General features: G+C 40.9%; 21 protein-coding genes and 3 tRNA genes. 20 read left to right on the forward strand and 4 right to left on the reverse strand.

What is annotated here, in order from left to right:
* Positions 1-39: 39 nt before the first annotated feature.
* Positions 40-573: a ribosome biogenesis factor YjgA gene (yjgA, locus tag ACLS0A_RS10130; RefSeq protein ID WP_416083367.1), complete on the reverse strand. Its 534-nt coding sequence runs from the start codon at positions 571-573 to the stop codon at positions 40-42.
* A gap of 118 nt (positions 574-691) precedes the next feature.
* On the opposite strand from yjgA, the gene pmbA reads away from it, so the two are divergent.
* On the forward strand, positions 692-2041 hold the full coding sequence (gene pmbA / locus ACLS0A_RS10135) for a metalloprotease PmbA (protein WP_416083368.1): 1350 nt from the start codon (positions 692-694) through the stop codon (positions 2039-2041).
* Between the two features lie 244 nt (positions 2042-2285).
* Positions 2286-2828, forward strand: coding sequence for a hypoxanthine phosphoribosyltransferase (gene hpt, locus ACLS0A_RS10140; protein ID WP_416083369.1), 543 nt, complete (start codon positions 2286-2288; stop codon positions 2826-2828).
* A gap of 69 nt (positions 2829-2897) precedes the next feature.
* Here hpt and ACLS0A_RS10145 read toward each other — a convergent pair whose 3' ends face one another.
* The gene (locus ACLS0A_RS10145; RefSeq protein WP_416083380.1) at positions 2898-3203 is read right to left on the reverse strand and encodes a DUF5339 domain-containing protein; all 306 of its coding nucleotides are present in this window, start codon (positions 3201-3203) and stop codon (positions 2898-2900) included.
* 425 nt (positions 3204-3628) lie between these two features.
* Here ACLS0A_RS10145 and ACLS0A_RS10150 point away from each other — a divergent pair, with 425 nt between their 5' ends.
* From ACLS0A_RS10150 to recC, 18 genes are all read left to right on the forward strand, one after another.
* Positions 3629-5191, forward strand: a complete 1563-nt coding sequence (locus tag ACLS0A_RS10150; RefSeq protein ID WP_416083370.1) for a cytochrome ubiquinol oxidase subunit I — start codon at positions 3629-3631, stop codon at positions 5189-5191.
* Between the two features lie 14 nt (positions 5192-5205).
* Positions 5206-6342: a cytochrome d ubiquinol oxidase subunit II gene (gene cydB / locus ACLS0A_RS10155; RefSeq protein WP_416083371.1), complete on the forward strand. Its 1137-nt coding sequence runs from the start codon at positions 5206-5208 to the stop codon at positions 6340-6342.
* Between the two features lie 11 nt (positions 6343-6353).
* A complete protein-coding gene (locus ACLS0A_RS10160; RefSeq protein ID WP_103853713.1) occupies positions 6354-6452 on the forward strand; it encodes a cytochrome bd oxidase small subunit, CydX/CbdX family in 99 nt (32 codons plus the stop codon).
* Positions 6453-6456: 4 nt separating this feature from the next.
* Complete coding sequence (ybgE, locus tag ACLS0A_RS10165; protein WP_416083372.1) at positions 6457-6729, forward strand: cyd operon protein YbgE; 273 nt, start codon at positions 6457-6459, stop codon at positions 6727-6729.
* Positions 6730-6941: 212 nt separating this feature from the next.
* Positions 6942-7340: a tol-pal system-associated acyl-CoA thioesterase gene (gene ybgC, locus ACLS0A_RS10170; RefSeq protein ID WP_103854160.1), complete on the forward strand. Its 399-nt coding sequence runs from the start codon at positions 6942-6944 to the stop codon at positions 7338-7340.
* Between the two features lie 45 nt (positions 7341-7385).
* Positions 7386-8069, forward strand: a complete 684-nt coding sequence (gene tolQ, locus ACLS0A_RS10175) for a protein TolQ (RefSeq protein WP_103854159.1) — start codon at positions 7386-7388, stop codon at positions 8067-8069.
* 49 nt (positions 8070-8118) lie between these two features.
* Positions 8119-8541: a colicin uptake protein TolR gene (gene tolR, locus ACLS0A_RS10180; protein ID WP_103854158.1), complete on the forward strand. Its 423-nt coding sequence runs from the start codon at positions 8119-8121 to the stop codon at positions 8539-8541.
* Positions 8542-8557: 16 nt separating this feature from the next.
* Positions 8558-9766: a cell envelope integrity protein TolA gene (gene tolA / locus ACLS0A_RS10185; protein WP_416083373.1), complete on the forward strand. Its 1209-nt coding sequence runs from the start codon at positions 8558-8560 to the stop codon at positions 9764-9766.
* A 36-nt stretch (positions 9767-9802) separates the two neighbouring features.
* A complete protein-coding gene (tolB, locus tag ACLS0A_RS10190; RefSeq protein WP_416083381.1) occupies positions 9803-11101 on the forward strand; it encodes a Tol-Pal system beta propeller repeat protein TolB in 1299 nt (432 codons plus the stop codon).
* Positions 11102-11111: 10 nt separating this feature from the next.
* Positions 11112-11576, forward strand: coding sequence for a peptidoglycan-associated lipoprotein Pal (pal, locus tag ACLS0A_RS10195; protein WP_103854155.1), 465 nt, complete (start codon positions 11112-11114; stop codon positions 11574-11576).
* Positions 11577-11757: 181 nt separating this feature from the next.
* Positions 11758-11833, forward strand: a tRNA-Lys gene (locus ACLS0A_RS10200).
* A 28-nt stretch (positions 11834-11861) separates the two neighbouring features.
* A tRNA-Lys gene (locus tag ACLS0A_RS10205) sits at positions 11862-11937 on the forward strand.
* A gap of 24 nt (positions 11938-11961) precedes the next feature.
* Positions 11962-12037, forward strand: a tRNA-Lys gene (locus ACLS0A_RS10210).
* A gap of 224 nt (positions 12038-12261) precedes the next feature.
* Positions 12262-12786 (forward strand): prepilin-type N-terminal cleavage/methylation domain-containing protein, encoded by a 525-nt coding sequence (locus ACLS0A_RS10215; RefSeq protein WP_416083374.1) that lies wholly within the window; start codon positions 12262-12264, stop codon positions 12784-12786.
* On the forward strand, positions 12787-13509 hold the full coding sequence (locus tag ACLS0A_RS10220; protein ID WP_416083375.1) for a hypothetical protein: 723 nt from the start codon (positions 12787-12789) through the stop codon (positions 13507-13509).
* On the forward strand, positions 13506-14183 hold the full coding sequence (locus tag ACLS0A_RS10225) for a DUF2572 family protein (protein ID WP_416083376.1): 678 nt from the start codon (positions 13506-13508) through the stop codon (positions 14181-14183). Before ACLS0A_RS10220 ends, ACLS0A_RS10225 begins: the two co-directional genes overlap by 4 nt.
* On the forward strand, positions 14164-14469 hold the full coding sequence (locus ACLS0A_RS10230; protein WP_415777382.1) for a DUF5374 domain-containing protein: 306 nt from the start codon (positions 14164-14166) through the stop codon (positions 14467-14469). The genes ACLS0A_RS10225 and ACLS0A_RS10230 overlap by 20 nt, the downstream gene beginning before the upstream one ends.
* An 11-nt stretch (positions 14470-14480) precedes the next feature.
* Entirely contained in the window at positions 14481-17897 is a 3417-nt protein-coding gene (recC, locus tag ACLS0A_RS10235; protein ID WP_416083377.1) for an exodeoxyribonuclease V subunit gamma, read from the forward strand.
* Positions 17898-17931: 34 nt separating this feature from the next.
* Here the strand turns inward: recC and ACLS0A_RS10240 are convergent, their stop codons facing one another.
* Positions 17932-18750, reverse strand: a complete 819-nt coding sequence (locus ACLS0A_RS10240) for a pyridoxal phosphatase (protein ID WP_416083378.1) — start codon at positions 18748-18750, stop codon at positions 17932-17934.
* A 27-nt stretch (positions 18751-18777) separates the two neighbouring features.
* On the reverse strand, positions 18778-19193 hold a 416-nt coding region (locus ACLS0A_RS10245), incomplete at its 5' end, for a class II aldolase/adducin family protein (RefSeq protein WP_416083379.1).

Raw genomic sequence — 19193 nt, forward strand, 5'->3', positions numbered from 1 at the left:
AAGCGTGCCATTTTTATTGAGATATGTGAGAATTACAAATTATTCCTCAATCGCTAACTCTTTCAAATATTGAAAGATTTCACGATAGGCTTTTGGTGGTTTGTTTTGTGCTTTTTCTTTTTGCGCTGCCCGGATTAGGTTGCGCAGATGTTGGCGATCAGCATCAGGATAGTCATTCAGCACATTGCTTAATGCTTCGTCCCCTTTGGTGATAAGTTCATCACGCAGTAATTCTAATTTATGCAACAGCGCTTGTTGGTGATTGTGTTTATTCTCGATTTTATCCAAGGCTTCTTGGATCGGCTCAGCATCTACTTGACGTAGTAGCTTGCCAATATATTGTAGCTGGCGGCGTTTTGCTTCTTTTTGTAAGCGTTGAGCGAGCGCGATGGCATCAAGAATATTTTCTTCCAATGGAATTTTTTCTAAGTTGGTTTTGGTTAGATTTACCAATTTTTCACCCAGCTGTTTTAAGGCTTCCGCATCACGTTTTATTTCACTTTTGCTTACCCAAATAATTTCTTCTTGTTCTTCATCTTCCCAATCAAATTGTTCTTTTCTACGTTTTGCCATAAGGTTTTCCTAAATCTAAATGCGCTAAATGGGCGTTAGTGTAGCATAATTTCGGCTAAATTAGCGAGATAAGAGAAAATGGGATAGAATACGGCAAATTTTGATAAGAGGTTAAAAAATGCAACAAAATCCTACCGCACTTTTAAAACAGCAAGAACAAGAATTGCGTGAGGCTGTGAGTTATGCCATTGATATTGCAACAAAAGCGGGCGCAAGCGCGGAAGTTGCCGTGACCAAAGTGAATGGGCTTTCTGTTTCCACACGTTTGCAAGAAATTGAAAATGTGGAATTTAATAATGATGGGGCATTAGGTATTTCTGTTTATTTAGGCCAACAAAAAGGCAATGCGTCCACTTCTGATTTAAGCCCTGTGGCGATCAAAAATGCCGTGGAAGCCGCTCTTGCCATTGCAAAATATACGTCGCCTGATGATTGCGCAGGCTTGGCTGATCGCGATTTAATGGCGTTTGATGCGCCAGATTTATCCCTTTATCACCCCGCTGACATTGATGCGGATCAGGCGGCAACGTTAGCATTGAATGCAGAAAAAGCCGCGTTGGATTATGATGAGCGTATTGTGAATAGTGAAGGAGCAGCCTTTAATTCTCATACTGGTGTGCGAGTTTATGGCAACAGTTATGGAATGTTACAGAGCTATTTGTCTAGCCGTTATTCCCTTTCTTGTTCGATGATTGCGGGGGAAAATGATCAGCTTGAGCGTGATTATGAATATACCATTTCACGTTATCCAGATAAGTTAGAAAATCCCGCTTGGGTGGGGGAAAATGCGGCGAAAAAAGCCTTATCACGTTTAAATCCGCAAAAAATTGCGACCCAAGAAGTGCCAGTAGTGTTTTTAAATGATGTGGCAACAGGGTTGATCAGTCATTTGACCGCAGCGATTAGTGGCGGCAGTTTATACCGTAAAGCGAGTTTTTTATTAGATGCCTTAGGCAAGCAGATTTTGCCAGATTGGTTTCACATTAGTGAACGTCCACATTTAATTGGGAAATTGGCTTCTTCACCTTTTGATAGTGAAGGCGTGCGAACTCGTGATATGGAAATTATTGAGCAAGGCATTTTGCAAACTTACTTATTAACCAGTTATAGTGGGCGAAAACTCGGTATGCAAAGCACGGGCCACGCGGGTGGTATTCATAATTGGTTAGTAAAACCAAATTTGCAAGGTGGATTGACCGCACTTTTAGAAAAAATGGGAACGGGCTTGCTAGTTACGGATCTAATGGGGCAAGGCGTTAATCTCGTTACTGGTGATTATTCCCGTGGTGCAGCAGGATTTTGGGTGGAAAATGGGCAAATTCAATATCCTGTGGCTGAAATTACCATTGCAGGATCACTTCCCGAAATGTTTAAGCAAATTGTCGCCGTGGCGGACGATGTTGAACACCGCTCTAACATTCAAACTGGTTCAATCTTGTTAGAAAAAATGAAGGTATCAGGAAATTAATTTTATAAATGAGAATTATTCTTATTGACAAGAATTTTTAGTTTGCTAGAATGAAAGCGTTTGTTAAGTATTGTTGTTGAAAATGATGATTCATTTTTAAGATGCTCCAAACAAGTAGAGTAGAAAGTAAATTCGTTAGGGTATTTAAAAGGCTGAGACTTATATCTCGGCCTTTTTTTTGCTACAATTTCACCGTTTTTAACTCAATCATTTCGCCATTGGCGGGCTTAAAGGTAAATTAATAATGAAAAAACACTATGTAGATGTGATGATTTCGGAACAAGATGTGCGTGCAAGAATTAGCGAATTGGGCCGTGAGATTACGCAATATTATCATCAACAAAAGGTAGAAAAGCTGGTTGTGGTTGGCTTGTTGCGTGGTTCATTTATGTTTATGGCAGATCTGGTGCGTGAAATTGATTTACCGGTGGAAGTGGAATTTATGACCACCACAAGCTATGGCAGCGGAATGACGACAAATCACGATGTGAAAATTAGCAAGGATCTTGATGGCGATATTCGTAACGAACAGGTTCTCATTGTAGAAGATATTATTGATACCGGCTACACCTTGCAAAAAGTGCGTGAAATGCTAAAACTGCGTGATCCCGCTTCATTGCGTATTTGTACTTTATTGGATAAACCTTCGCGCCGTGAAGTGGAAGTGCCAGTGGATTGGGTAGGTTTCACAATTCCTGATGAATTCGTGGTGGGCTATGGCATTGATTACGCACAGCGTTATCGTAATTTGGGTTACATTGGGAAAGTGGTTTTGCAAGAAGCGTAATTTTTGTAGAGTTTGTAGAGATAGTGGAGATAAAAGAAAGGCTTGTTTTTTAACAAGCCTTTTTAATCATTACAGTGTATTTTGTTGTTTAGAAGCCAGTTTTGCTAACGCTGCATCACAACTTTTCATCTGTGTTGCAAGTTCCATTTCAAGAATCTGTTTTTTGCTTTGGTTTAGCTTACTCTTAATTTTGTTTAACTGGGTGTGTGTACCCGGTTGTTTTTCCGCTTCGGCAATGAGGTTTTCGGTTTCTTTAAAGAGTTTGGCGCATTGCTGAGGGATTGCATTTTTCTCTGTTTGTTGTGGTGCTGCTGAAATTGAAACGCTCATAAATGCAGTTGCAGCAAGCGTTGCCATGAACATAATTCCCTTCATTATTTTCATTAAAACTCCCTTATTTTCAATCTGTAAAAATATAATAAAAAATGAGCTTTGCGAAAGTTAGCAAAATCTGAGGGGAAAGTCTAGTTATTCATCATTTTTTATTCTATTTTGCGAGGTAACGCACAATTCTTGTTGTAAAAATGTTAAGAGAAACTATAATTTGAAGCTTGTCAAAAAAGCGCATACTTTCTATGGGTTTATTTTTGATTTAAATCTAAAAAATGTGATCGGTGTTACATTTTTTACTATTTTTTATCCACACTTTTAGTAGTAGAATACATACCGATCTTGGGTTATCTGTATAATTCTTGTGAAGATAATTCAATTAACTTGGCTTAAGGGTGTACCTTTAAGATTTTGGGGTGATTACACAGTAATCATTGGTTTAGAACTTGTAATATTTACAAGGAGTTGAGATGTTAGACGTTGTTGAACTCTCTAGATTGCAGTTTGCATTAACTGCGTTATATCACTTCTTGTTTGTGCCATTAACATTGGGTTTATCTTTCATTCTTGTGATTATGGAAACCCTTTATGTGGCAACAGGCAAAGAAGTTTATAAAGATATGACAAAATTCTGGGGTAAGTTATTTGGTATTAACTTTGCCTTAGGGGTAACAACTGGTATTACAATGGAATTCCAGTTCGGGACTAACTGGTCATATTATTCACATTATGTGGGCGATATTTTTGGTGCACCACTGGCAATTGAGGCATTATTAGCCTTCTTCTTAGAATCTACCTTTGTTGGGTTATTCTTCTTCGGTTGGGATCGTTTATCAAAAGGTAAGCACTTACTCTCAACATACTGCGTGGCTTTCGGTTCAAACCTTTCTGCAATGTGGATTTTGGTGGCAAATGGCTGGATGCAAGCACCAGTAGGCTCAGATTTCAATTTTGAAACAATGCGAATGGAAATGACCAGCTTTATGGATCTTTGGTTAAATCCAGTTGCACAAAGTAAATTCCTCCACACGTTATCTGCAGGTTATGTTTCAGGCGCATTCTTTGTTTTAGCAATTAGTGCTTATTACATCTTAAAAGGACGTGATATTGGTTTTGCTAAACGTTCTTTCTCCGTCGCTTCTGTATTCGGTATTATTGCCGTTGTGTCTGTGCTAATTATGGGTGATGAATCTGGTTATGAAATCGGACAAAAACAACCAATGAAATTAGCCGCAATGGAAGGTGAGTGGCATACTGAACCCGCACCAGCTAACTGGAATATGATTGTGGTGCCAAATCAAGCAGAAAGACATAATGATTTTGCCTTACAAATTCCTTACGCCGCAGGGATTATCGTAACTCGTTCATTGGATAAAACCTTTGCAGGGATTAACGATATTTTAGTGGTGAATGAACAACGTGTTCGTCAAGGTATGGTGGCTTATGGTTTGCTTGAGCAATTAAGAGCAGAGAAAAAAGCCGGTCAAATCAATGAAGAAACCAAAGCACAATTTGATGCAGTGCGTGGTGATCTTGGTTATGGCTTACTATTAAAACGCTATACAGACAAAGTGGTTGATGCAACAGAATCACAAATTAAGCAAGCAATCTTAGATACTGTACCTAATGTTGGGCCAACATTCTGGGCGTTCCGTGTAATGATGGCAGCAGGTGGCTTAATTCTTATCTTAATGATTGCCGCCGTGGTACAAAATGTGCGTAAAACAGTGGGTAAAAGCCGCTTCTTGTTACACGCATTATTGTGGGGACTTCCACTTCCGTGGCTTGCCATTGAAAGTGGTTGGTTCTTAGCGGAATATGGTCGTCAGCCTTGGGCTATTTACGATATGTTACCAGTTGGTGTGGCAGCATCGAACTTAACCACTGGCGAATTATGGTTCTCAATCGGTCTGATTTGTGCCCTTTATACTATTTTCTTAGTAGTGGAAATGTACTTAATGTTTAAATATGCTCGTCTTGGCCCGAGTGCATTAAAAACAGGTCGTTACTACTTTGAGCAGTCATCTAAATAATTAGGAGCCTAACTATGATTGATTACGAATTTTTACGTTTTGTTTGGTGGGTTCTCGTTGGTGTATTACTGATTGGCTTCGTAGTAACCGATGGATTTGATATGGGCGTTTTAACACTATTACCATTTGCAGGTAAAAAAGAAGTGGAAAAACGCATTATGATCAACTCAATCGCTCCCCACTGGGACGGAAACCAAGTGTGGTTATTAACTGCTGGTGGTGCAATGTTTGCAGCTTGGCCATTGGTTTATGCAACCTCATTCTCAGGTTTCTTTATTGCAATGATCTTAGTGTTAGCGGCGTTATTCTTCCGTCCAGTGGGCTTAGAATATCGCGCTAAAATCGACAATCCATTATGGCGCAAACTATGGGATTGGGGCTTATTCATTGGTGGGTTTGTGCCATCAGTAGTATTTGGTGTGGCCTTTGGTAACTTATTACAAGGTGTGCCATTCTATTTCAATGATATGCACCAAATTTTCTACACAGGATCATTCTTTGAATTATTAAACCCATTTGCCTTACTTTGTGGCTTAATTAGCTTATCAATGCTCATTACGCAAGGCGGTGCGTGGTTACAATTAAAAACCACTTCTGAATTGCGTGAGCGTGCAAGAGTGATTACCCAAGTTGGCGCAATGACAACCTTAATCACTTTCGTATTAGCAGGCGTGTGGTTATACTTCAAAGATGGCTATGTGGTAACTAGCGTAGTGGATCACAATGCACCTTCATCACCATTAACAAAACAAGTGGCAGTTGAAGCGGGCGCGTGGTTTAAAAACTACTTTGATGCCCCTGTATTGTTCATCTTCCCTGCTTTAGCGGTAGGTGGTGCGTTATTAAATGTATTGGCATCGAAAGCAAACCGCTGTGGTTTTGCCTTCTTGTTCTCATCATTAACAATGGCTGGTGTGATCTTAACTTGTGGCGTGGCAATGTTCCCATTTGTAATGCCATCAAGCTCTCACCCTGATATGAGCCTATTAATGTGGGATTCAACATCAAGCCAATTAACCTTAACCTTAATGCTTGGTTTTGCATTAGTGTTTGTGGTGATCTTATTGTCTTACACCATCTGGTCATACATCAAAATGTTTGGTCGTTTGGACAGTGATTTCATCGAAGACAACAAAAACTCATTATACTAAGGAGCGAAATTATGTTTTATGTTTTATGGGTAGTGGGTGTCTTGTTTGCCATAATGCTAAGTGCAGTGATTACCATTGGCATTGAAAAAACAGGTAAATTTGACGAGTAAGTCAATGATTGATAAAGCATATCATTTAGTAAATAAGGGCTCTTGGCGAGCCCTTTCGTTGATCTTAGCTATCGCATTAACCCTTTGCTTTTTCTTTAATATTAATGAGTTTGCCACACAATTAAGAACAGCCCCACCTGTTTGGGTTATTTTTATTTTGTGGGCAACAGTGATTTTATGGATTCACGGCATTGGGTTTGAAATTCGGGCAGCCATTTGGAAAGGGGTATTTTTCCCTTATGTTGGTTATATCGTTGGCATCATTGCCTTAGTGTAACATTTCCTTTTGCCAGCGTTCACGCATTGATCAAATACGCATTTATCAAAGTGCGGTGATTTTTTGCCAAGTTTTTCTTATATCAGCAAATAAAGCAAAAATCTTTTTAATTTTCACCGCACTTTATTTCTTGCTAATCCTGATTAAGCTCTCTACAATACGGCAATTTTCTGTACTAAAAAACAACGATTAAAACTCAAGGTTGATAATTTATGCAACGATTTTCTCTACCAATACGAGTTTATTATGAAGATACCGATGCAGGTGGAGTGGTTTATCACGCCCGTTATCTGCATTTTTTTGAGCGAGCAAGAACGGATTATCTGCGTGAGTTAGGCTTTTCTCAACAAGCATTGCTTGATGAACATAATCTCGCATTTGTTGTCAAAACAATGCAGATTGATTATCGTCTTGCCGCAAAGCTAGATGATTTATTAACGGTGGAAACAGAAGTAAGCGGCATTAAAGGCGCAACAATTTTGTTTTCGCAGCAAATAAAACGTAATGATGTGCTGATTTGTACGGCTGAAGTAAAAGTGGCCTGTGTGGATCTCACAAAAATGAAACCTGTTGCTATTCCACAAGAAATTAAAGCAGCATTTAACGGGTAAATAAGCACTTACCTATTTTACTATCCTATTTTTTGGAGCTATGTAATGACCAGTGAATTGAACTTTTTGGAACTGTTTTTAAAAGCCAGTGTAGTGGTTCAAATTGTAATTGTAATCCTAATCGCGTTTTCCATTATGTCTTGGGCGATCATTATCCAACGCAGCCGCGTATTAACCAAAGCCTTAAAAGATTCCTCAGCGTTTGAAGATCGCTTTTGGTCTGGCGAAGAACTAAATAAATTATACGAAGGCCTATCTAACCGCCGTGATGGTTTAACAGGTAGCGAACAAATTTTCTATGTCGGCTTTAAAGAGTTCTCACGCTTGAAAAAAGCCAACCCAGATGCACCAGAAGCCATTATTCAAGGCAGCACGCGCGCAATGAATTTGGCAATGAACCGTGAAATTGAAGATGTGGAAACACGCGTACCATTCCTAGCTACGGTCGCATCAATCAGCCCATATATCGGCTTATTCGGTACGGTTTGGGGAATTATGCACGCCTTTATGGCGCTAAGCGGGGCAAAACAAGCTACCTTGCAAATGGTTGCACCGGGGATCGCAGAAGCCTTGATCGCAACAGCAATTGGTCTATTTGCCGCAATTCCTGCGGTAATGGCGTATAACCGTTTAAGTTTACGCGTCAATAAACTTGAGCAAAATTATGGTAACTTTATTGATGAATTTACCACCATCTTGCATCGTCAAGTTTTCGGTCGTCATCAATAGTATGTCGCACAAAGTGCGGTGATTTTTAGCAAAGTTTTTAGAGGCAATAATGTCTTATCGTCGTAAACGTCGTGATATAAAATCTGAAATCAATATAGTGCCATTTTTAGATGTGTTATTAGTGCTATTGCTTATTTTTATGGCAACCGCACCGATCATTTCACAAAGTGTGCAAGTGGAATTGCCTGATGCGGTGGAAAGCCAATCCGTATCCAATGAAGACAAAGTGCCAGTTATCTTAGAAGTTTCAGGCATTGGTCAATATAGCCTTTCCATTGGCGGTGAACGCAGTGAAAATCTCACAGAAGAAATGGTTACGCAAATGGCTAAGCAAGAATATGATAAAGACAATAACACAATGTTCTTGGTTGGCGGAGCGAAAGATGTGCCTTATGAAGAAGTGATTAAAGCACTCAATTTACTGCATCTAGCAGGAATAAAATCTGTTGGATTAATGACAAACCCAATTTAAGGTAAGTAGGTCTATTGTGCGTAATAATCAACGAAATAACGGAATTGGTGCCTTTGCCATTTCAATTATTCTGCACATTATGCTATTTGGCTTGTTAATTCTTGGTTCGCTTTATTATAAAGTAGAAATAATGGGCGGTGGTGAAGGTGATGGCGATGTGATCAGTGCCGTAATGGTCGATACAGGATCCGCCGTACAGGAATGGGGACGTTTGCAACAACAGAAAAAAGGGCAGGTGGATAAACCTACTCAACCGCAGCAGAAAGAACCGGATCCACAAGAACAAAAACAAGCACAATTAGAAGAGCAAAAACGTCAGCAAGAATTGGAACGCCAAAAGCAGCTTGAAAAACGGCTGGAGCAAGAGCGCCAAAAACAGCTTGAGCTGAAAAAACAGCAGGAACAGCTGGCAGAGCAACAAAGGCAGCGTGAAGAACAAGCTCGCATTGCCTTAGAAAAACAGAAACAGCAAGAAGCAAAGGCGAAGCAAGAGGCGGAAGCGGCAAAGCTGAAAGCGGAAGCTGAAGCAAAACGTTTAGCTGCACAGGCCAAAAAAGCTGAAGAAGACGCCAAAGCGAAAGCCGCTGAGCAAGCGAAAAAAGCCAAAGAACAAGCTGAAAAAGAAGCCAAGTTAAAAGCCGAAAAAGCAGCGGCGGAAGCAAAGGCTAAAGCGGACGCAGAGAAAAAAGCAAAGGCAGAAAAAGCGGAAGCTGCTGCAAAAGCCAAAGCAGAGGCAGAAGCTAAAGCGAAAGCTGAAGCCAAGGCAAAAGCGGACAAAGCTAAAGCTGAAGCAAAAGCCAAGGCAGAAGCAGATAAACGCCGCGCACAGCAATCGGCGCTAGATAATTTTATCAATGGTGGTGATATTGGTGGCGGCAGTGCCAAAGTTGGTGGTAATGCGAATAAAGCAGGCAGCCAAGGCAGTGGTGCAGGTTTAGGCGCTGGCGATGGCAAAAAAGAAGGTGATCGCTATGCAGGCGTCATTAAGAAAGAAATTCAACGCCGTTTCTTAAAAGATCCGAGCTTTGCAGGGAAAGTCTGTCGCATTCGTATTCAATTAGAGCGTGATGGCACGATCTCAAGTTATCAAAGAATTTCTGGCCCTGATGATATTTGTTCTGCGGCAATGAGTGCCGTGGCAAGAACGAAGAAAGTGCCCGCAGCGCCATCAGATGCTATTTATAGTAAATATAAATCACCAGTTATTGATTTTGATTTGAAATAATTGGTTTAACAATCTAAGGTGAATTTTATGAAAGTAATGATTCGTATCACACAGTTTTTAACAATGCTATGGGTGCTATTGGCAAATGTCGCCTTGGCAGATGACGAAGTTCGTATTGTGATTGACGAAGGGGTTGATAGCGCACGCCCTATCGCTGTTGTGCCATTTAAATGGAATGGCGCAGGTGCAATGCCAACTGATGTGGCAGAAATTATTTCTGCAGATTTACGCAATAGCGGTAAATTCAATCCCATTTCGCCAGCAAAAATGCCACAACAACCTACTTCAGCTTCAGAAGTGAATGCTGATGCGTGGTCATCTTTAGGTATTGATGCTATCGTGGTTGGGCAAGTTACCCCAAATGGCAATGGATACAGCATTGCTTATCAACTTGTGGATACCATTGGTGCATCTGGCACAGCTGGCGCAGTATTAGCACAAAATCAATATGCCGTTCCAGCCAGCGCGATTCGCTTAGGTGCGCATACGGTAAGTGATGAAGTGTTTGAAAAGCTTACAGGCATTCGTGGAGCATTTAGAACAAAAATTGCCTATGTGGTGCAAAAAAATGGTGGCTCAAAACCTTATCAAGTGCGTGTAGCAGATTATGATGGACATAACCAGTTTATCGTAACACAAAGCTCACAGCCATTGATGTCGCCAGCTTGGTCGCCAGATGGTAATAAATTAGCTTATGTTTCATTTGAAAACCGTAAATCTCAACTCGTGGTGCAAGATTTACGTTCGGGTGCGCGCCGCGTGGTTGCTTCTTTTAAAGGACATAATGGTGCGCCAGCGTTTTCGCCTGATGGTTCAAGATTAGCTTTCGCTTCATCAAAAGATGGTGTTTTAAATATCTATGTGATGAATTTAGGCAGTGGCAGCGTTTCACAATTAACGAGTGGTTCAGGTAACAACACTGAGCCTGCGTGGTCGCCAGATGGTCAATCCATTATTTTTACTTCTGATAGAGCTGGTTCACCACAAGTGTATCAAATGAGTGCAAGCGGTGGCGGTGCAACCTTGTTAAGTTCTGGTGGTCGCACTTATAGCGGACAAATTTCTGCTGATGGTAGTACATTAATTATGATTGCCGCAGATCATATTATGAAAAAAGATCTTGCGACAGGTGAAACAGAAATGTTGAGTTCGACTTTCTTAGATGAAAGTCCAAGCATCTCTCCAAACGGAATTATGATTATTTATAGCTCTACACAAGGGTTAGGAAAGGTGCTACAATTGGTTTCTGCTGATGGGCGTTTTAAAGCACGCCTACCGGGAAGTGATGGGCAAGTTAAATTTCCAGCTTGGTCCCCATATTTAACTAAAAACTAGGAGAAAGTTAATGAAAAACTTTGCAAAATTATTAGTTGTAGCTGGCTCAGTAGCTGTATTAGCAGCTTGTAGTTCTTCAAAAAATGAAAGTGCTGCAGAAACAACAACTGCCCAAACTTTTGGCGGTTACTCAGTTCAAGATTTACAACAACGTTATAACACTGTTTACTTCGCATTCGATAAATACAACATCGAAGGTGAATATCAACAAATCTTAGATGCGCACGCTGCATATTTAACAGCAACTCCAGCATCTAAAGTGGTTGTTGAAGGTAACACTGACGAACGTGGTACGCCAGAGTACAACATCGCATTAGGTCAACGTCGTGCTGACGCAGTAGCACACTACTTATCTGCTAAAGGTGTTCAAGCAGGTCAGCTTTCAACAGTTTCTTATGGTGAAGAAAAACCAGCTGAGTTAGGTCATACTGAAGCTGCATATTCTAAAAACCGTCGTGCAGTGTTAGCATACTAATCTGCCTTATTGACGAAACAAAAAAACCGAGCCTTGAATGCTCGGTTTTTTATTTATCTGCGTGGTAAAGGGGGATGTAGTTGTTGTTTATTCGTGCAAACAAACAAAAAATAGAAAATTTTTATTGATTATTAAAATAAAAACAGTATTATAAGCCTCCGTTACGCAATGATACCTGTTCGGGTCGTTAGCTCAGTCGGTAGAGCAGCGGACTTTTAATCCGTTGGTCGAAGGTTCGAATCCTTCACGACCCACCAATCAAACGTAACAGCCTAAATATATTTAGGGTCGTTAGCTCAGTCGGTAGAGCAGCGGACTTTTAATCCGTTGGTCGAAGGTTCGAATCCTTCACGACCCACCACTTCAAAGCCATTAAATATACTTAGGGTCGTTAGCTCAGTCGGTAGAGCAGCGGACTTTTAATCCGTTGGTCGAAGGTTCGAATCCTTCACGACCCACCATCATCAATTTATCCCCAAATTTTCATCACAATCTATCTTCCACCTTATTATTTTTAATCTATTACATTCTACGTTTTATTCTCGTTTTCTGATTATTTTTGCGATCTCGATTCCAAAACGTTCTTCATTTCCTATTAAAAAAGCACCGCACTTGTTAGGCTTGCGTATAGAAAATTACCGATAAACAAAGGCAAAAGTGCGGTTGAAAAATCCGCGTTTTTATTATGGCTAAAATGAAAGGCTTCACGCTATTAGAGTTTCTTATCGTGCTATTGATTTCCAGTATGCTATTGCTTACAGCCTTGCCTGTATGGCAACAGAATCAGGAACAATGGTTGCTAAGTAAAGAGCAACAGCGCTTATATTTATTTTTCCGTACAATTCAACGGCGCGTGGAAAATTCGAATCAAGTATGGTTTTTAGTGGCGAATCGCGATCTAGCAAGTCAAAAATGGTGCATTGCGGCGCAAGTCAAAAGTGAAAAAATATGCAACTGTTTACAACCGCACTTATGTGTAGACGAGCTAATGGCGAATATTTATCAACCCTTGTTTCCAACGCAAACAATGATTAGCAGTAAACACTATTTTCCGCAAGAAATGGCTAGATTCAGCGGTATCCGCAACACCATTCAAGCGGACTGTTTCTTATTGCAAGCGGGGCAAGCGAAAACCTTATTTTCTTTTTTTAATGTGGGTAGCCTAAAGCTAAAACAGGCGAATTCGCTCAGTGCGTGCGGAGAGCCTTAGATGAACCGCTATTTAAAAGGGCAAAGTTTGCTAGGTTTGATGATCGCCTTGTCAGTATCTAGCTTGTTATTAATCGCCATCGTGAAATTTTATCAACATAGCCAATGGCAAATTCAGCAAATGAATGCACGGCTTTTTTTACAAGCCGAAATAGAAAGAACCCTACAATTAATCGGCAAAGATTTACGCCGCACGGGGTTTCGTGCAGCCGTTGGAAAGCGTAAAGTGGATAATCTTGCTTTGTTTGAGCAAGACAGCCAAGGCACAAGTCTTGTTGTTAGCCAAGCCACGGGAGAAAAGCCGAATAGCTGTGTGTTATTTTTCTATGATTTGGATAATTCAGGTTGTATTGGCTCTACTTACACCAAAGGATTATGCGTTGAAAATGGTAAAAATCGAGCAAAAGAAATCGAACGTGAATTGTTTGGTTATCGCCTAAAGCAAAAAATGCTAGAAACGCGTTTAACTTACAAAAACACCGTTAAGCAAAAATGCACAAAAGAAGAATGCAAAACTTACATTCAGCAACCCGCTTGTGAGAAAGGCGGCTGGGTGGATCTATTTGATGATCGTGAAATTGCGATCACTCATTTTTCTTTGCAGTGGCTAAAAGAACCTTTGTTGCTTGTAGCACAGTTAAAAGGGCAACTTGTCAAACAACCGCATATTGAATATGAAAGCGAAATTGTCATTCCTTTGCTCAATCAAGGCGGTGCAGAATGAAAGCGCAAAAAGGCATTGTTACCCTAACCTTATTGTTGTTGCTTAGTTCATTATTGATGATCGCAATGTTGTTTAATCAAGAGGAACTGCATTTTTATCGTGCAATGAATGCGCAGCAAAAATATTATGCGGAAAATGATGTAGCGCTCTTGCCAATAAGCAGCCAAAATCTGCAACAGGAATGCGAAAAATTACCCTTAGATTATGCGGATTCTGTTTATCGTCTTGAGTTTAAAAATCCAACAAAAAACCACCGCACTTTTGATGAACCAGACCATTTTGCTTGGTGCGAGCGAATAAGCCTATTTCAGAAAACGCCAAGTCGTGGCATAAGTGCGGGGGAATTTTCGCAATATTTTGCTCCTGCGATCACACTTTTGTTTGCCAAACTTTTACAGCAAGAAAATATCAGTAAATATCCCCTTTATTGGTTTTCTGAACGCGAGAAACATTGGGAAATCAACGGCAATATTTATGCGGTGATTGTAGCGGAGGGTGATTTAACTTTATCTGGCAAAGGGGAAATTCGCGGCGCAGTGATTACGCAAGGGCAATTACATCAAGGGGAAAATGTGAAATTGGTTTACAATAAGAAAACGCTACAAGAAGTGGTTCAGGCTTATCGTTTTTGGCGGCTAGCAAAAAGGAGCTGGTATGATTTCGAGCCTTTATAGACCGCTAAAATACAAAGGAATGAATTTATTTTCTTTGCTAATGACTTTAACCCTATTTAGTGGTATTTTTCTGTCCATTAATCAATGGCTCACGCACCAGCGGCAAAGTGCGGTGAAAATTTATCAAGATTTACAAGCCATTTCTATTGCGCATAATCAGCATCAGCGTCTGTTTATGGGGCTGAGTTGTCAAACTCAAATTGAACAAAATCAGCTTATTTTTCATCTTCATTGTCATAAAAATAAAGTTACTGTGCGTTATCCCACAGGGGAAACCAGCTTATAAAAGGAAATTCTGTGCTAACCGTTTATTATTCCAATTTGCTTGAAACACAAAAAGAAATCCTACTGCATTTAATGAAAACAATGCCGTTGGACGATCCATTGCAGTCGGAAATTATTTTGGTACAAAGCCCTGGAATGGCACAGTGGCTGCAATGGCAAATTGCGGAAAAGCAAGGGATTTCAGCGAATTTACAATTTCCTATGCCAGCGACCTTTATTTGGCAGCTGTATCGCGATAATTTGTTTAATGTAACGCAGCAAAATCAATTTGCCAAAGAGCAGATTGTATGGCGCTTAATGCGATTGATTCCGCAATATTTAGCACACCCCGCCTTTACACCATTGCGAGATTATCTCAATTCTGCACCGCAATCGGCACAGCAAAAATTGTATCAATTAGCAGAAAAAGTGGCTGATTTATTTGACCAATATTTGGTGTATCGCCCAGATTGGATCAGTGCGTGGGAAAAAAATGCAGACAGCAGCATCGCGCAACAAATTGCAGCACAGAAAAGTGAAGATAAACAACAGTTAGCCGATCAAATTACACGCCATATTGAATGGCAAGGTATTTTGTGGCGTGCGTTAGTGGCTGAAATTCAACAGCAAAATGGCAGTGAAGAAGTTTGGCACAGGGCGCATTTACACCAACAATTTCTTCAGCTATTGGGTGAAAAAGCACCATTAAAACTGCCGAAACGCATTTTTGTGTTTGGTATTTCAGCTCTGCCAAAAGTGTATTTGGAAATTCTCAACGGCATCAGCGAGTTTTGTGACGTGCATTTATTTTTCACTAATCCTTGCCGTGAGTATTGGGGCGATATTGTCGATAAGCAATATTGGCAAAAATTACAGCAGCGTTCTCGCACTGATCAACAAAGCCAGCAAGCTAACCCATTATTTTCTCATCAGCAAATTGCACGATTAGAACAAGAGCAGTACGAGCGTACCGCCGAGCAAGAAATGTTGCAAGTGGGCAATCCGTTACTTTCTTCTTGGGGCAAACAAGGGCGTGATTTCCTTTATCTGCTCACCGATATGCAAAGTAATGAAATTAATGCCTATGTAGAATTGGCAGAAGACAGTTTATTACACCAAATTCAGCAACGCATTTTAACGCTTACCCCGACAGGCATTGAGCCGTTGCATTTTGCACCGCAAGATCCGTCTTTTTCCATTCACGCCTGTTATAGCGCAATGCGAGAAGTGGAAGCTTTGCAAGATTATTTACTGCATTTGTTTAATCAAGATCCTAGCCTAACGCCAAAAGATGTGGTGGTCATGGTGGCCGATATTGATAAATATACCCCTTATATTCGCGCGGTTTTTGAGCAGGGTAAGCCTTACATTCCATTTTCCATTTCGGATAATAAATTGTCGGAAAATGATGTGATCGTGTCGGCTTTCATCAAATTGTTAAACCTGAAAGAAAGTCTGTTTAGCGCGCAAGATGTGCTGGATTTTCTCGATATTCCAAGTATTCGTGCGCGTTTTCATATTGAGCTTGAAGATCTGCCTTATATTCATCATTGGGTCGAGCATTCAGGCATTCGCTTTGGCCTGGAAAAATATCAGGGCGTGGTGCAAGAAAATTATAATGCGTGGAAAGCAGGGCTGGAACGAATGTTGCTCGGCTATGCAATGCGTGAAGAAAATGGCATTTGGCAAGACAGCCTAGGTTTTGATAATAGCTACGGCTTAAAAGGGCAATTAGCAGGCTATTTAGCGGAATTTATTGAACAACTTTATCAATGGTATCAAACACTTTGCGGCGAACATTCTGTTGAGCAATGGCAGCAAACCTTATTCCAACTGGTGGAAACCTTTTTCCAATTTGATGAAACGAGCCAAGAAACCCAATGGTATCTTAATGATTGCATTGAAACCTTTGCCGAGCCTTTGGTCAATGTGCAATTTGAACAACCACTTGGCGCAGAAGTGGTGGAGGAAGTGATGAGTGGCTATTTGCAAGAAAATCCGCATAACTTACGTTTTCTGGCTGGGAAAGTGAATTTTTGCACCTTATTGCCAATGCGCTCAATCCCATTCCGCGTGGTGTGTTTGCTGGGAATGAATGAAGGCGAATACCCACGCCAAAGTACACCAAATAGCTTTGATCTTATGCAATATCATCAGCAAAAAGGCGATCGTTTCAAACGAGATGATGATCGCTATCTCTTCCTTGAAGCGCTGGTTTCTGCGCAAGATTATTTCTATCTCAGTTATGTCGGGCATTCAATCATTGACGATGAGCCAAAAGAACCTTCCGTACTGGTAAATCAATTATTGGATTATGTGGCAGAAAATTTGCCATTGCCTGAGAATGATGAGGGCGAAAATCCGAATGAATATTGGCGTAAAAAATTGGTGATACATCACCCAATGACCGCTTTTAGCGAGAAAAACTTCAGTAAAAACCACCGCACTTTTGCGCGCAAATGGTTGCCATTAGTGAATAAAACCGCGCAGCAAGAACAGGGCTTTATTCAGCCGTTGAATAATGATCATCAGGTGCAAACAGTGGCGTTAAGCCAGCTTATCGCCTTTGTACAGCACCCGATCCGATTTTTCCTAGAGCAGATTTTAGGCATTCACCTACAAAATGAAGAAAGCGCCTTAAGGGATACAGAAAATTTCGATTTCGATAACTTGGAACGCTATGCCATTAACCAGCAACTGCTTTATCTCAACGATGATGAATTTAGCCAATTTTTCCGCCAGTTACAAATCAAAGGCATAATGCCAAGGGGCGCTTTTGCTGAAGTGCAAGGGCAAAAACTGAGCCAAGATATTCGCGATCTGAAAAAAGAGGTGGCAGACTATTTAACGCAAGAAAGCCAAAGCGTGGCAGTGGAGCTGGATTTCACCCTGCCAACCCAAACTTTGCGTTTAACAGGCGTAATCAATCAGCTTTATCCTTTGGTTGATGGCACATCAAAGGGGAAAGTGGAGAGAGTAACTTGGCGTGTGGGGGGGAAAATCCGCGATAAAGATCTGATTGAAAACTGGATCTATTATTTAGTGCAATGTGTAACACAAGAAAATGTCGCTCCTGCTCATAGTTACGCGAAAGGTGAACAAGTGCGGTTTAAAACTTTGCAAAAAAGCACCGCACTTGCGCAATTACAATGTTATCTAGAAGCCTATGTTCAAGCCCAACAATCCCCTTGCTTAGTGCTAACAACGAATCTGAATCGTTATTTCAAAACACTCAAAAATGAAAAAGGCACAGATGATGAAGAAGCCATTCAACAAAAATGCTTGGCCATCTTGTACGAAAGCATTTACGGTAACGATTATGGTTTTAAGCAAGAAGATAAATACTGGCAACGCGTGCTAAGCGAACAAGAATTAGCGCAACTGGACTTAAACGCAATGACTAGCATAATGCAGGATTGGTTTGGGTTGATGTTAGAAAGCTGTAAATAAAAGAAAACCGCTGATCATTCTCAGCGGTTTTGTTTTAGCGTTTGAAATATTCGGCTAATACTTGAGCAATGCCAGCTTCATCATTGCTTGTGGTTGTGAGCTTGGCTTGGTGTTTAACTTCATCTTCCGCATTGCCCATTGCCACGCCTAATCCCACAGCGGTGAGCATACTGATGTCGTTGTGGTTATCACCAAAAGCGATGACCTGTTGCGGGGAAATTTGCCATTGTTGTAACACCTCTAGCAATCTTGAGCCTTTGGTATTGCCCGCGTTGGCAATATCAACCCGATCCACCCAAGACCATTCACAGCTAAATTGCTCTACGGGTAAATCCGCGATGACGTTTTCCATAATGGCTCGATTTGGGGCGCTGATGACGCATTTCCAAATTGGTGTATCGTGATTGATAACCTCTTGAATACTCTCTACGTTTCGCACAAGTGGGCGAACATTCTCAGGGCAACTTGCGACCCATTTTAGGAATTTTTCCATATGCGGATTGAGTTCTGCATAGTTCATCGCATTGCGGGAATACATCAATAAATGGCAATGATGTTTCGTTGCGGTATCCAAAATTTGCTGGGCTTGTTGCTGAGAAAGTGGATTAGCTGCCAACACTTTATCATTTTGCACATCATAAACATAAGTGCCGTTACAACAAATAATTGGCGTGTCTAGCTCTAACTCCACATAATAGGGAATCACCGCCGTATGATGTCGCCCTGTTACCAGCATCACTTTGATCCCCTGTTGTTTTAATTGAGCAATGGCTTGCTTATTTTCCGCTAAAATTTGCCCTTGCGAATTGAGCAACGTGCCATCGAGATCAAAAGCCACAACTTGATAATTCATTTTTCTATCCTTTTTGTTAATGGGTGATTACTGCCCATAATACGCATTTTTGCCGTGCTTGCGAAGATAATGTTTATCTAAAAGTGCTTGTTGCATTGCACCTAATTGCGGATTTAATTGGTGAGAAAATAAGTTCATATAAGCAATTTCTTCCAACACGACAGCATTATGCACTGCGTTATCTGCGTCTGTTCCCCAAGCAAAAGGCCCGTGCGAATTAACTAATACTGCCGGCACATCTTTCGCTTCGATTTGACGAGTGCGGAAGGTTTCTACAATCACTTTGCCCGTTTCGCGTTCATAGTCGCCTGCGATTTCTTGTGGGGTCATTTGTCTGGTACAAGGAATGCTGCCGTAGAAATAATCGGCGTGGGTTGTGCCAGCGGCGATGAGGTCTAGCCCCGCTTGCGCCCACAAAGTGGCGTGGCGAGAATGGGTATGCA

Origin of the sequence: Avibacterium volantium (genome assembly GCF_049366555.1) — a bacterium.
In the GTDB taxonomy this organism is placed as follows: domain Bacteria; phylum Pseudomonadota; class Gammaproteobacteria; order Enterobacterales; family Pasteurellaceae; genus Avibacterium; species Avibacterium volantium_A.